The following is a 13,578-nucleotide window of genomic DNA, read 5'->3' on the forward strand; positions in this document are numbered from 1 at the left end:
TTCTTTGAAATCAACGCGTCTCCTGGACCAGCGCCAAGAGTGTGAGCGGCATTTGCACTATAGCCCGAGCACCGAAAGGTGTACTCGTTCAATGCGCTTCTGCATTCGCTGGCAAGGCATTCGACATCCGAGCGAAATGGACACATGCGTTGTGGGCCTTTTCTTCCTATCTGTGCCCACCAATGGTTGGGCGATGCTAACTTCTAAACACAGAGCGATCCTGCTCCTCTATCGAAAAGTCCGTAGAACAGAACTGAGCCTTAGATGCTCAACCGTCGCCCTCTTCCACCAACGCCGCATAGTGCCGAATCAAATGCGCGAGCGAGGGCGCTTCCAGCTTCTCAAACAAGTTGGCGCGGTGTGTCTCCACCGTGCGCGGTGACACAGCCATCGCGCGGCCGATTTCCTTGTTGGTCAGGCCTTCGATGATGAGCCCCAGCACTTCGCGCTCACGTTCGGTCAGACCTGCATAACGCTGGCGCGCGGCCTGGTCGGCGGCGTGTCGCTGGCGGGATTTGACGTGGCGGCGCACGGCTTGCTGCAGGGTGTCCAGCAGCAGTTCGTCGTTCACCGGTTTTTCCAAAAACTCGGCCGCACCGGCCTTGAAGGCGCGGCGGCACAGGTCTACCGTGCCGTGGCCGGTGAGCATGACCACGGGGTGGTCCACGCCTGCGGCCTGCAGCTGCTCCAGCACGGCTAAGCCCGAGATGCCGGGCATGCGCATGTCCAGCACCACGGCGCCCAGGCTATGTCGATCAAACTCCGCCAGAAAGCGCTCGGGGTCGGCCCAGGGCTGCACGCGCAGGCCCACGGTGCTGATGAGCAGCGACAGCGCGTCGCGCACGGCCTCGTCGTCGTCCACCAGGTGGATCAACGGGGACAGGGATTCGGCGGCGCTCATGTGTTGTCTCCTGCGGGTAGCTCCAGCACAAACACTGCGCCAGGTTGCGTGGGCGTGTGGCGGATGTGGCCTCCCATCTCGGCGGCCAGGGTTTCGCACAGGCTCAAGCCCAGCCCCAAGCCGCCCGGGCGTCCGCTCACAAAGGGCTCAAACAGGCGCTCGGCCAGTGCGGCCGGTACGCCTGGGCCGTTGTCTTGCACGCTCAGGCGCACCGTGGCGGGTGCCACGGCCTCCACCGTCAGCGTAAGCACGCGCGCCCTGCCCTGCACCTGCTCGAGTGCGCTCAGCGCGTTGTTCACCAGGTTGTGCAGAATTTGCTCCAGCGCCACCGGGTCACCCAGCGCCAGCAGTGATGGGGGGCCTTGCAGCTGCACGGTCACCGCGCGTTTGCGGCATTCGGGTTCCAGCAGCTGCAACACATCGCGTGCGGCCTGGGCCACATCCACCGGGGTGGTGGTGCCGGTGTTGGGCCGCTCGATGGCGCGGCGCAGGCGGGCCACCACCTCGGCCGCGCGCCGGGCCTGCACCACGGTCTTAATCATGGCGGCCTGGGCTTGAGCCACATCGGGCGGGTCGTCGGCCAGCAGGCGCACCGTGGCCTGGGTAGTAGCTAGCACCGCGGTCAGTGGTTGGTTCAACTCATGGGCCAGACCGGCGGCCAGCTCGCCCAACGCATTGAGGCGCGACACCTGGCCCAGGCGCAGCAGCTCTTCGGCACGCTGGCGCGCACGGCGCTGGCGCAATGCACTGGCCAGCGCGGCCAAGGCCAGGCTCCAGCCCGCTAGCCAGGCCAGCCAGGGCCACCAGGGCAGGTCTGCAAGGCCGTAGCTGCGCTCGGCCACCATGTCAAACGGCTGGCTGCTGGCGGCCAGAGGTTTGCGGAACACAAAGCGGCGCAGCGCTTGGTCGCCGCCCGCGTGGATCTGCCAGCGTGCAATGCCATGCTCCAGCCACACGCGGGTGTGTTTGGCAGCCGCCGCCTCGGGCCCGTCGCCAAACGGCCAGTCGGCCCAGGGCACCATGAGCGGCAGCGACACCTCCAGCGCATAGGACGCGGCCTCGGGCGCGCCGCTGGCGGGTGCCATGGCAATCCAGAAGCGGCTGGCTGCAAAGTTGGTGCTCGCCAGTTGGGGGGCGCCCTTTTTTGCCTCGGCCGCGCTCAGGGCCGTAGCCAACGGGGCGTCTGCGGGCCAGGCCTGATCTGGCGCGCGCCGCCACATGTTCAAGAACTGCGGGTAGATCGCCGGCAGGCGGCTGTCCAGCTCGGGCTGCATCAGGCTCAGCGTGGCCAGCACGGCCTCGTGCTGCAGCGCGCGCTGCGACAGGATGCGGTGGGCGATGCGGGCGTCGGTCTCGAAGTTGGCCTGACTGCGGTCCATGGACTGCACCAGCAGCCAAGCCCCACCGGCCAGCACGCCCAGCAGCCACACGGCGGCCCACACGGGGCGCCCCTGCCGTTGGGTAAACCGGGCCAGGGAGGCGGGGAGTGAAATGGTGCGCATGGAAAATTTTGGCACAGGATGTGCCTGCGGTCGGTGAACACCCAGGGTGCCGTCGCAGAAAAGCCATAGCCATGGGTCAAAATCTCGCCACCATGATGATGCGTACCACCCTTATTTCCCTGCTGTTGGCCAGCCTGCTGAGTGCCTGCAGTACCCCCACGCGCTTTTTGGCCGTGCCCGAACGCTACGCCGCCCAGGCCGTGCTGCCCGGGCTGGAGCGCCTGCGTTATGTGGTGGGCAATGTGCAGGACATGGAGCAGCTCAACCGCGATGTGGTGGACACCTGGCAGCGCGAGCGCCAGCAGCTGGCGCGCCTGGGGCACCCAGCCCACGCGCTGCCGCCCAGCCATATCTTGGCGCTGTCGGGCGGGGGCGACAACGGGGCCTTTGGGGCGGGGCTGCTCAGTGGCTGGACAGCCAGCGGTAAACGCCCCGAGTTCTCGCTGGTGACGGGTGTGAGCACCGGGGCGCTGATTGCCCCCTTTGCGTTTTTGGGTCCGGCCTACGATGCCCAACTGCGTGCGCTCTACACCCAGACCAGCCCCGAAGACATTGTCTCGCCGCGCCGCTGGTGGTCAGTGCTGACCGACGATGCGGTAGCCGACACGGCGCCCCTGCGCAGGCAGCTGCGCAAGTACATCACGCGGGAGTTTCTGGATGCCGTGGCGGCCGAGTATGCCAAGGGGCGCGAGCTGTGGATCTCCACCACCAACCTGGATTCGCGCCAGCGCGTGATCTGGAACATGACCCGCCTGGCCACCTACCAGCACCCGCGCGCGGTGCAACTGTTCCAGGATGTGATGCTGGCCTCGGCCGCCATTCCCGGGGCGTTTCCGCCAGTGATGATTAATGTGGAACTGGACGGCAAGCCGCACCAAGAGATGCATGTGGACGGTGGCACCACGGCGCAGGTGTTTGTTTACCCCACCAGCGTGCAGCTGGGCGCCCTGTCGCAAAACCAGGACGGTGTGCGCCAGCGCCACCTGTATGTGGTGATGAACGCGCGCCTGGACCCTGACTGGGCACAGACCGAGCGGCGCGTGATCAGCATTGCCGGGCGCGCCATCAGCTCACTCATCCACACCCAGGGTGTGGGCGACCTGTACCGCATCTACCTGACCACCCAGCGTGATGCGGTGGACTTCAACCTGTCCTTCATTCCCAGCGACTTCCGGCCACTGCACCCACAGGAATTTGACACCGTCTACATGCAAGCGCTGTACGAACGTGGCTTTGCCATGGCACTGCCAGGTTATCCGTGGCAGAAAATGCCGCCGGGGTTTTAAGGCAGCGCGGCCCTTACGAGGGCCGGACGTAGAACTGCACGCCGTTGCGGCCAGCGGTCTTGGCCTGGTACATGGCAAAGTCAGCCGCACTCAGCAGGGCATCAAGCTCGGTTCCGTCCTGCGGAAAACAGCTCACCCCGATACTGGCCGTCACGCGTACCACGTGGGTCCCTAACTGGTAATCGGGGCGCAAAACGCTGAGGACTTTCTCCGCCATGCGGTGGGTGTCGTCGTGTCCCTCCACCAGCACCACAAACTCATCACCACCCAGGCGGGCCACCAGGTCACCCTCGCGCACGCAGTCCTGAATACGCTGCGCCACCTGCCGCAGCAGCAGGTCGCCCATGTCGTGGCCCAGGTCGTCGTTGATGGCTTTGAAATGGTCCAGGTCGATGAACAGCAGCGAGCTCATGCCGCCGCTGCGTTCCATGCGGTGCAGGCTGCGTTTGAGTGCATCCATAAACATGGCGCGGTTGGGCAAACCGGTCAGGGCATCGTGGTAGGCGCGGTAGCGCAATTCGTCATTCGCACGCTTGCGTTCATCCACGTTGAGCAGCGCCGTCATCACGCACGCATGTCCCTCGTAGCGGATGCTTTGCGACGAATACAGCCCCCAGAAGGGCTTGCCATTGGCATCCTGCAGCAAAAGCTCCAGGTCGCTCACGCTGCCGGTGGCCTCCAGGGCGGCGATCAACCGGTCCCGGTCTGCCGCGTTGACATAAAAATCGCGGGGGCGCAGGCGCTCCAACGGTATGGAGCCAAAGCGAAACTGCTGGCGTGCATGGTCGTTCACATAGAGCACGCGTTCATCGGCCAGGCGCACGATGACGATGGGCAAGGGGGCAAACTGCAACACACTTTTGAGCTGCTCCTCGCCCTTGCGCAGCACCTCTTGTGTGAGCTCGAACTGCAGCAACAAGCGCCGCGAGAACAGGTAGGCCAGCGTGAGCATGAGCAGCACGGCGACAAACATGGCCACCAAAATGATCTGGGTGTATTTGCGTGCGGCCTCGCCCAGCGTGTACGAAAAACGATCTTCCAGCGGTGTGAGCGCATCGTTGATCGCGTGCAGCTGCAGCAGAAACTCCCGCGCCTGCGGGGGTGGCAACGGGCCAGTCAGAATGGCCGCGTGGATGCGCGCCCCCACCAACGTCAGCTCCTCAATATGGTGGTCTGCCGCGGCCCAAATCGTGATGGCTTTGTCGATATCGGGCAGTTTGCGAAAGCGCCGAAACAGAAACACCATGCCGTCGATATCGTCCGGGTGGTTGCGGCCCTGCAAAAAACCGTCGCGGGCAATGTTCAGGTCGGGCTCGGGTTTCTCCAGCTCGATGCGGGCCTGCCGGTCGCCGGTGTTGACAGCCAGCGCAGCCAGGTAGGCGCTGTAATCGGCTTCGTTGGCGTAGAGGGTGTAGCGGGTCAGGGCATAGATGGCGTCCTTTTGCCCCTTGGACCAAAGCCCCTCGCCTTCTACATACGCACGCACCGCCGAAAGCAGGCGAATGCTGAGGTAGGTCAGCACCAAGAGCCCCACCACCACGCCCACAAAGATCCACACCACGGCGAACAACCGTCTGCGCTTCGTGACAGGCAAGACTGGGGCTGAAAGGTCAGCCACAGGGGTCATTTGCACCTCCCCAAGAAGGAATGCCGCTATGTACTTATGAATGCATTGGCATGCTTGGTACCACTATACGCGAGGACCTGCCCACAAGGCCAAGGCCCGATGTAGCAGGATTTACACGGCCGCGGTGGAGCTCACCCGACCAGGCACAAGCGCTTACTGGTCTTTGTTGGTGATGATGCGGTCGGTCTTGCGGGGTCGGCCGGCGCGGCCGGCTTTGGACCAGTCGTAGTCCTGCCCGTCGGGTGTTTTACCGTCCACCACGGTGTCTACGCCTGGCTTGCCAGCGTGCTGCGGGTTTTCACTGACCATGGTGACGAAGGTGTACCCGGCGTCGCGTTTCTGTTTGGTGATCTGCAGGGCCTGCACGATCGCCTCAGCCTCCAGGCCATGCGCGTGGCCAGTTTCGTCGGTCCAGTAAATTTTGAACATGGTGCTCTTGCAGGTAGTCGGGATGCAAGTAGCCTAACCCACCGGCAGGCTCACGTAGTGCCGCCCCAAATCGGTGAGCTGGCCATCCAGCCCCAGCAGGGTGGTGAACTTGTCGTTCAAATCGGCACCGCCTCGCCCGGTAAACCACGCATACCGAAACACATCTGCGCGCGATTCGCACAGGGCCACCATCTCGGTCATTTGCGCCTTTTGCTTGTCAAATGAGTCGATGGCGGCGCTGCCGTCGCCTACGTGCCAGTTGGCCATTTCGGTGATCCAGAACGGCTTGTTGTACTTGGCCAGGCGGTCCAGCTGGGCCTTGAGGCCATAGTCGTACCAGTGGAAGCCCAGGTAGTCGATCTGCGGATCGCGGTTGCCGTTGGCGGCGCGGTAGGCTTGGTAGAAGGCGTCCAGCCAGGCAATGGGGTCGTTGTAGCCGGTGTTGCCCCAGGTCATTTGGGGCCCGACGATCTTCACGCCGGTATTCGTTGCAATCTGCTCGATGCGGGGCCACAGGTCGGCCGCCTGCTGTGGGGAGCGGGTGGCCTGGCCGTTCAGGTTGGGCTCGTTCAGCGCCAGCAGGTAGCCCATCTGCGGGTTGGCCTGCAGCAGGGCCGTGACGGCTGCATCGTTGAAGTTTTCGTTCCACACCATGGGCATGAAGTCCATGGCGTAGCGGGCACGCAGCGCACTGGCGGTGCCACCCTTGGGCGTGTCGGACCAGTTGTACCACCAGGCCACACCCGGGGCCAGCGCCGCAAAGTCCGCCGCGCTGCTGAGGTCGTAGGCAATGCCACGCTTGGCACTTTTGGTGCTAGCAGGCGCGGCACTGGCGGATGACGGGGCGGGGGTGTCCCCATCGCCCCCGCCGCCACAGGCGCTCACCAGGGCACTGGCCGCCGCCAGCAGCAGTCGGCGCCGCTGCGGCCCCTTGGCGGGCAGGGGTGCATCAGGCGCACTCATAGCGACTTCAGGAAGGCCAGCAAGGCCTGGCGGTCTGCCGTGGGGAGTGCGGCAAACCGGTTGCGCGCTGCCAGTGCCTCGCCACCGTGCCACATCACCGCCTCAGTCAGATTGCGGGCGCGGCCGTCGTGCAGGTAACCCACTTTGTTGGCATCGCCCATCACCCGCTCGGTGTAGCCAATGCCCCAGAGCGGCGCGGTGCGCCACAGGCTGCCGGTGGCGCGGCTTTCGGTGTAGTCGTCCGCCAGGCCTGCGCCCATGTCGTGCAAAAGCAGGTCGGTGTAGGGCTTGATGGTCTGGTTGCGCAGTTCGTCCATCAGGTGGCCCGCGCCGGTTTTCATCTCGGTGGTGTGGCAGGCGGAGCAGCGCATGGTGTTGAACAGCGCCGCGCCCCGTACCACTTGTGTGGGGTTGACATCCAGGTCTTTGAGGGGCGCCACGCCCTTGGGAAACCCACTGGTCAAACTGCGTTGCGCGGGCACCGCCAGCAGTTGCAGGTACTGCGTGATCTTGACCAGCTCGGCTTCGGTGATGCCTTTGTCGGGCGTGGCGGTTTTGCAGTTTTTGGGCCCGGCCAGACACTCGCGGCTGGGGTAGACCGGCGAGGTGACCGACATATCGGCCAAGAGTGCCGAGGCGGCCTGGTGGCGCAGGCTGAACTTGCCCGCCTTCCAACCAAAACGGCCCAGCCGGACATTGCCGGTTTCCGGGTCAAACACAAAGTTGGCCCGCCCCATCACACCGTCCTGGTCTGGCGTGGTGCGCACGCGGGCTAAGATGTCCGCCTCCGGCACTGCTTCCAGCAGCCCCGTACCAATCATCGGCTGGGCCGCCCGCAGTGACACCACCGCAGGCTCGGGGCCGTCAAAGGACAGCACGGGTTGGCGCAACTCCACCAGGGTCCCGTCGGCCAGGTTCATGTTTTGGACACGAAACTCTTTCACGCGCACGCTGTTGCCCCAGTCTTGTGGCGTCTGCCCCTGCGACAAGGCGTTCATCTGCACCGCAGTGCCATACCGCGTATCAGGCACTTGTTTGCCATTGGCATCCAGCATGGCGGTGCGCACCGCCATGGTGTCCAGGCGCTGGTTGATGGCCGAGGGCGCGGGGCTGCGCCCATTGCCCACGTGGCAGGCAAAGCAATTGGTCTGGTTAAAACGCGGACCCAACAGGCCCACCGCAGGCAGGTAGCGGTCGTTGCCGGCCTCGGTGTGGCTGCCGTTGAGCATGTTGGTGTGGATCAGCTGGCGCCCTTCCACAAAGCGCTGCATGTTCTGCATGCCAATGTTGTTTTGCTGCTGCTGAAAAATCCAGCGGCCGTTGTCCGCGTAGTCGTACGACACCGAACCGATGCCGCCTTGCAGGGTCTCGTCCGGCAAGGGGGCATTCATCAGCCGGGGCTGCACGCCGTACCAGGGACGCAGGCCCTTGCCCATCACATAGGTCACCTCGGTGGTGTAGTAGCGCTTGCCGCCGGTGTCGCCCAGGGCGGCCATGACTTCGGTGGTGGAGAAGAAGGAGCCCGTGAACTCGATGACATCGCCCAGCACCAGCGAACGGGCCGGAATGTTTTTGCCCGTGGGGACCATGACGCCATTGGCGTCTGGCAAGAGCTGGGTGTGGCCAGGGTAGGTGCTCAGCGTCACACTGCAGCCGTCGTTGAGCCCGCTGTCCTTGAGCAGCTTGCCGTTCTGCGGCTTGGGTACCACGGGGCAATTTGCAACGCCCGTGTTGGCCAACTTGTCATTGACCAGCTGGCCCGGGCTCATCCAGCCGTAGCCCAAGACGCCGGGCCGGTCAAAACCGCGGAAGAAGGAATGGCCACCCGCCAGCTGCGCCTGCTGGAAGTACTGGTTGACCCGCAGTGTGGGTTTGGTCACGCCCGCCACATTGCTGTTGTCGATGATCTCGGTGCCCCAGGTGCGGTTCTTGAAGTAGTTGGGCACAAAACTCAGGTAGTTGCCCGGCCCCTTGTCCACGGGGTTGCCGGAGGCGTCCACCGTTTCGTTGGTGCCGTAGCCGATCTCTGCCCATTCCTCGCCGCGCTCGCGGCCATGGCGGCCCCGGCCCACAAAACCAAAACGCGTGACCAACGTGCCATCGGGCAAGGTGAAGCGGGTGGATTCGAGCGGCTCTTGCGTAGCAGGCAGCAAGGCCACATGGGGCACGCCGTCGGCGGGCGTAGCCAACTCCGAGGTGGCCAGGGTCGGCATGGTGTTGTCGCTGCCCGGTGTCTTGAACTCCCATTCGTACAACGAGTACCCGTAGTCCGTGCCCCGCTTGACACCTTGCATGCGGTAGTAACGCGCATCTGCACCCAGATTGAAATACTCTTCCGCACCGCCCTTGCCGGTGGTCACCGTGCGCAGGGTCTTCCAGGCCACGCCGTCGTCAGACGCCTGCAGCAGGTACTCCTTGCCATAGGCGTTTTCCCAGACCAGCTTCATGTAGCCGATTTGCGTTTTCTTGCCAAAGTCGAACTGCAGCCAGGACTTTTCATCCTTGCTGCTGGCCCAGCGCGTCTTCAGGTCACCATCGAAGGCATTTTTGGCGGGCATGCCGCCGTTTTCGAGCTCAGACGACGAACCCGCGGTTGGCTTGACCGCCAAACCAGGGCTGCGCATGTCCACCGGCCTGGGGGGAATGGTGACGGGCACCGCATTGGGGTCATCCACCGGTGCGTTGCTCAGGTCTTCTGCGGGAGGCGGCGCAGCGTCGAACCCGGAACCCGGCCTGACCACGGCGGCCGGCGTGGGGGTGTCGTTGCCGCCCTCCCCCTCACCACCGCCGCAAGCGGCCAGTGCCAGGGTCGCGCCCAGCAGGACGGCCCAACCCGAAATTGTGTGTTGGCTCACAGGTGCTTCTCATAGGGGGCCTGCTGCTTCATGACCAGGAGGCGGTGTTGTGTCGATCACCGCCGGCTGTTGGGAGCAAGCCCCAGACCATGTATCTGCAGCGACAGTGGCGGCCATGCTAAGACGCCATCCCGCTTACACATGCACCTGCGGTGCAACATCGGTAATCAGTTGTAAGCCCGTATGCGCTGGGGGCGCTACGGTCTATGGCTAGACCCCCGCCAGGGACTGCAGGCCTGACAGGTCCACCAGGTGCAAGGTGCGGCCCGAGCCACTGATGAGGCTGCGCTCGCGCAGGTTGCGCAGCACGCGGGACAGGGTCTCGGGCGCGATGCCCAGTTGGGCGGCGATCAGGCGTTTGCGCTGCTGCAGTTGCACCATGCAGATGCCGTTGCCCGTGCGCTCGGCATGGTTCAGCAGCCATTCTGCGCAGCGGGCCTCGGCGTCTTTGGACAGGCGGCTCACGGCCAGCTCGGTCTGCTGGCGGTGGGCGCGGGCCACGTCGGCCAACACGCTGGCAACCGGGTTGCGGGCCTCGGCCAGCGCGGCCTGAAAGGTGGCCAGCGGCACGGCACGCAGTTGCACCTCGGTCTCGGCCACGGCATCCATGGCGGCGGGCAGGTTCAATACGGCGGCGGTCGCGTCCAGCCACCCTGCTGTGGCTTGTGTTCCCAGCTGGTGCTCCAGCAAGGCACCTTGGGCGTCCACCCGGCCCACCACGCCCAGTAGCACCCGGCCCCGCTCCAGGTAGAACACCTGCGGCGCGGCCTCGCCACGGCGCAGCAAGCGCGTACCGGCAGGCCGTGTTTCCGTAGGGGGCGCCACCAACAAGGCGGCCATGGACAAAGGGGCAGGAACCAACATGGCAGCCACTGTGCCCCGGCCCCGCGCGCAAGACCTTGAGGCAGATCAACCTTTGCGCAGGGCGGACCGCCGTTACAGCACCAGCAGGGCCCGGAAGTCGTTGACGTTGGTGTGGGTGGGGCCGGTGGTGAACAGGTCGCCCAGGGGTTCAAAAAAGCCCACAGCGTCGTTGCGGTCCAGGCAGTCGGCCAGCGACACCCCGGCGGCAGTGGCACGCGCCAGTGTGTCGGGCGCCACCAGGGCACCGGCGTTGTCTTCCACGCCGTCAATGCCATCGGTATCCGCCGCTAGCGCCCACACCCCGGCCTGGCCTTGCAGGGCCTGGGCCAGGCCCAGGCAAAACTCACCGGCCCGTCCACCCCGCCCCTTGACGGCACCTTCGCGGCGCGGGCGCACGGTGACCGTGGTTTCACCCCCGCTCAGGATCACGCAGGGTTTGGCAAACGGCTGCTGCCCAGATGCAGGGCGCTGCGCGGCCGTACGTGCCAATGCGGCGTGCACCTTGCCCACTTCACGCGATTCGCCCTCCAGCTCGTCGCTCAGCACATAGGCATTCAGGCCCATAGCACGCGCCGCATCTGCCGCCGCCTGCAGCGACTGCTGGGGTGTGGCAATCAGGTGCACGGTGTTGCGGGCAAACACCGGGTCACCCGGCTTGGGTGTTTCCAGCGTGCCGGCTTCCAGGGCTTTTACGATCGAATCGAGCTCCAGCCCTGATGCAGATTGCGCAAGGCGCTTCAATATTGATAGCGCATCAGCGCAGTTGGTGGGGTCCGGCACCGTGGGGCCACTGGCAATGACGCTGGGGTCGTCGCCCGGCACGTCGCTGATGAGCAGTGTCACCACCTGGGCCGGGTAACAGGCCGCCGCCAGGCGCCCGCCCTTGATGGCGGAGAGGTGCTTGCGCACGCAGTTCATCTCTTGAATGCCGGCGCCGCTCTCCAGCAGCATCTTGTTGATGCGCTGTTTGTCCTGCAGCGTGATGCCACCACCGGCCCACTGCGCAGGCAGGGTCAGCAAGGAGGAGCCACCGCCCGAGATCAGGCAGATCACCAGGTCGTCCTCGGTCAGGCCCTGGGGCAACGCCAGAATGCGCTGGGCAGCGGCCAGGCCTGCGGCATCGGGCACGGGGTGGGCGGCTTCGACCACCTCAATGCGCTGGGGCGCGGCATCTGCAGGCCGTGGCGGCGTGTGGCCATAACGCGTGACCACCAGGCCGCTCATCGGTGCGTCTTGCGGCCAGAGCGCGTCCAGCGCATGGGCCATGGCGCCGCCGGCCTTGCCGGCACCCAGCACCAGCGTGCGGCCCTTGGGCACGGGCGGCAAAAACCCCGCCAGCGTGTGGGCGGGCAGCGCCTGGCGCACGGCAGCCCAGTAGAGCTGGGTCAGCACCTCGCGCGGGGCCAGGTCGGAGAAGTGGATGGCTTGGTTTGGCATGGTCATCGCTTTATTTTGAAGGAACTGGGGCAAAATCCACAGGCGCTTAGCGCAAGCACAGCCCGGGATGCTCGGCAACGTGGTGCTCGCCTCTGGCGGCCGGTCTGGCCCGCCAGCGGGATTCGGCCTCGGCAGGACCCACCCTTGCAGGTGGAAGACTTGTTTGACGGAGAGACTCTGACATGGGCACTTTGCTGATCCACAACGCGCGGGCTATCGCCACATTCGACAGTGCGGACCCGGCGCAATCCACCGAGCTGCGCAACGCATCCATCTACATCGAAGGCAACCGAATTGCTTACATCGGCGCCACGGCGGACCTGCCCCCGCAGGCGCTGCAAGCCGACGAGGTGATCGACGCCTGCCACCACCTGGTCACGCCAGGCCTGGTGAACACGCACCACCATATGTACCAGTCGCTCACGCGGGCGATTCCCGAGGTGCAGAACGCCGAGCTGTTTGGCTGGCTGCGCGGCCTGTACCCGATCTGGGCGGGGCTGACGCCCGAGATGGTGCAGGTGAGCACGCAGATTGCGATGGCCGAGCTGCTGCTCTCCGGTTGCACGACGAGCAGCGACCACCTTTACATCTACCCCAACGGCGTGCGGCTGGACGACAGCATCGAAGCGGCGGCCGAGATTGGCATGCGTTTTGTGGCGACGCGCGGCAGCATGAGCGTGGGGCAAAGCCAGGGCGGTTTGCCGCCCGACCGCGTGGTGGAACGCGAAGACTTCATTCTGAAGGACACGCAGCGCCTGATCGAGCAGTACCACGATGCGTCGTTTGGGTCCATGCTCAACGTGGCGGTGGCGCCCTGCTCGCCGTTCAGCGTGAGCCGCGACCTGATGCGTGAGTCGGCGCTGCTGGCGCGCCAGTACGGCGCACGCCTGCACACCCACCTGGCCGAGAACGACCACGACCTGGCCTATTCCAAAGAGAAGTTTGGCTGCACGCCCACGCAGTACGCGCAAGACCTGGGCTGGCTGGGCCACGACGTGTGGCACGCCCACTGCGTGAAGCTGGACGACGATGGCATCAGCCTGTTCGCCGCCAGCCGCACCGGTGTGGCGCACTGCCCGTGCAGCAATATGCGCCTGGCCAGCGGCATTGCGCCAGTGCGCAAGATGCTGAACGCCGGTGTGCCCGTAGGCCTGGGTGTGGACGGCAGCGCCAGCAACGATGCGGCGCACATGGTCAACGAAGCGCGCCAGGCGCTGCTGCTGGCCCGCGTGGGGCGCGCCATGGAGCCGCCCGAAGTGCGCGATGGCAAGACTTTCTTTGGTTGCGACCTGGGTCCGGCCGAGATGACGGTGCGTGATGCGCTGGGCGTCGCCACGCGCGGCGGTGCGCAGGTGCTGGGTCGCAACGACATGGGCCACCTGGCCGTGGGCATGTGCGCCGACCTGGTGCTGTGGGACCTGGACACGCTGGGCTTTGCCGGTGGCGCCGTGCACGACCCCGTGGGCAGCCTGCTGCTGTGCGCCAGCCCGCAGGCGGACACCACCGTCGTCAACGGCAAAGTGGTGGTGCGCGAGGGGCATCTGGAGAGCATAGACTTGGGCCCGCTGATGGAGCGCCACAACCGGCTGGCGCTGCAGCTGGCCGAGGGTGCGCGCTAACTTCAGCGCGGCCCCAGCCTCGCAAACGCTCCTAAAAAAGGAGCTGCTCGCGCAGTATCTGCAAGGGCTAGAGGCCAATTTGGCTTAAAAATCAG

At 65.3% G+C, this 13,578-nt stretch carries 10 protein-coding genes; 2 read left to right on the forward strand and 8 right to left on the reverse strand.

The annotated features are described in order from the left end of the window. Positions 1-268 precede the first annotated feature (268 nt). Both AC097A_RS04375 and AC097A_RS04380 read right to left on the reverse strand, forming a co-directional pair. Positions 269-901: a response regulator transcription factor gene (locus AC097A_RS04375; RefSeq protein WP_479619901.1), complete on the reverse strand. Its 633-nt coding sequence runs from the start codon at positions 899-901 to the stop codon at positions 269-271. After that, the gene (locus AC097A_RS04380) at positions 898-2,403 is read right to left on the reverse strand and encodes a sensor histidine kinase (RefSeq protein ID WP_479619902.1); all 1,506 of its coding nucleotides are present in this window, start codon (positions 2,401-2,403) and stop codon (positions 898-900) included. The genes AC097A_RS04375 and AC097A_RS04380 overlap by 4 nt, the downstream gene beginning before the upstream one ends. A 71-nt stretch (positions 2,404-2,474) precedes the next feature. Here AC097A_RS04380 and AC097A_RS04385 point away from each other — a divergent pair, with 71 nt between their 5' ends. Further along, a complete protein-coding gene (locus AC097A_RS04385) occupies positions 2,475-3,689 on the forward strand; it encodes a patatin-like phospholipase family protein (RefSeq protein WP_479619903.1) in 1,215 nt (404 codons plus the stop codon). Positions 3,690-3,702: 13 nt separating this feature from the next. Here AC097A_RS04385 and AC097A_RS04390 read toward each other — a convergent pair whose 3' ends face one another. From AC097A_RS04390 to AC097A_RS04415, 6 genes are all read right to left on the reverse strand, one after another. After that, positions 3,703-5,250: a diguanylate cyclase domain-containing protein gene (locus AC097A_RS04390; RefSeq protein WP_479619904.1), complete on the reverse strand. Its 1,548-nt coding sequence runs from the start codon at positions 5,248-5,250 to the stop codon at positions 3,703-3,705. 219 nt (positions 5,251-5,469) lie between these two features. After that, positions 5,470-5,745, reverse strand: a complete 276-nt coding sequence (locus AC097A_RS04395; protein ID WP_479619905.1) for a hypothetical protein — start codon at positions 5,743-5,745, stop codon at positions 5,470-5,472. A 33-nt stretch (positions 5,746-5,778) separates the two neighbouring features. Further along, complete coding sequence (locus AC097A_RS04400; RefSeq protein WP_479619906.1) at positions 5,779-6,708, reverse strand: glycosyl hydrolase; 930 nt, start codon at positions 6,706-6,708, stop codon at positions 5,779-5,781. Beyond that, a complete protein-coding gene (locus tag AC097A_RS04405; protein WP_479619907.1) occupies positions 6,705-9,563 on the reverse strand; it encodes a di-heme oxidoredictase family protein in 2,859 nt (952 codons plus the stop codon). The genes AC097A_RS04400 and AC097A_RS04405 overlap by 4 nt, the downstream gene beginning before the upstream one ends. 210 nt (positions 9,564-9,773) lie before the next feature. Further along, on the reverse strand, positions 9,774-10,427 hold the full coding sequence (locus AC097A_RS04410) for a Crp/Fnr family transcriptional regulator (protein WP_479619908.1): 654 nt from the start codon (positions 10,425-10,427) through the stop codon (positions 9,774-9,776). 72 nt (positions 10,428-10,499) lie between these two features. Then, entirely contained in the window at positions 10,500-11,870 is a 1,371-nt protein-coding gene (locus tag AC097A_RS04415) for a glycerate kinase type-2 family protein (RefSeq protein WP_479619909.1), read from the reverse strand. A 176-nt stretch (positions 11,871-12,046) separates the two neighbouring features. Here AC097A_RS04415 and AC097A_RS04420 point away from each other — a divergent pair, with 176 nt between their 5' ends. After that, the gene (locus tag AC097A_RS04420) at positions 12,047-13,483 is read left to right on the forward strand and encodes an 8-oxoguanine deaminase (RefSeq protein ID WP_479619910.1); all 1,437 of its coding nucleotides are present in this window, start codon (positions 12,047-12,049) and stop codon (positions 13,481-13,483) included. Positions 13,484-13,578: the final 95 nt, after the last annotated feature.

Source organism: Rhodoferax sp. XS2R6 (assembly GCF_056521365.1).

What these genes read in the sequence shown, in the direction of transcription:
- AC097A_RS04420 (WP_479619910.1), top strand. Translation starts at nt 12,047, where the DNA reads ATGGGCACTTTGCTGATCCACAACGCGCGGGCTATCGCCACATTCGAC.
- AC097A_RS04410 (WP_479619908.1), bottom strand. Translation starts at nt 10,427, where the DNA reads ATGTTGGTTCCTGCCCCTTTGTCCATGGCCGCCTTGTTGGTGGCGCCC.
- AC097A_RS04415 (WP_479619909.1), bottom strand. Translation starts at nt 11,870, where the DNA reads ATGACCATGCCAAACCAAGCCATCCACTTCTCCGACCTGGCCCCGCGC.
- AC097A_RS04395 (WP_479619905.1), bottom strand. Translation starts at nt 5,745, where the DNA reads ATGTTCAAAATTTACTGGACCGACGAAACTGGCCACGCGCATGGCCTG.
- AC097A_RS04375 (WP_479619901.1), bottom strand. Translation starts at nt 901, where the DNA reads ATGAGCGCCGCCGAATCCCTGTCCCCGTTGATCCACCTGGTGGACGAC.
- AC097A_RS04380 (WP_479619902.1), bottom strand. Translation starts at nt 2,403, where the DNA reads ATGCGCACCATTTCACTCCCCGCCTCCCTGGCCCGGTTTACCCAACGG.
- AC097A_RS04400 (WP_479619906.1), bottom strand. Translation starts at nt 6,708, where the DNA reads ATGAGTGCGCCTGATGCACCCCTGCCCGCCAAGGGGCCGCAGCGGCGC.
- AC097A_RS04385 (WP_479619903.1), top strand. Translation starts at nt 2,475, where the DNA reads ATGGGTCAAAATCTCGCCACCATGATGATGCGTACCACCCTTATTTCC.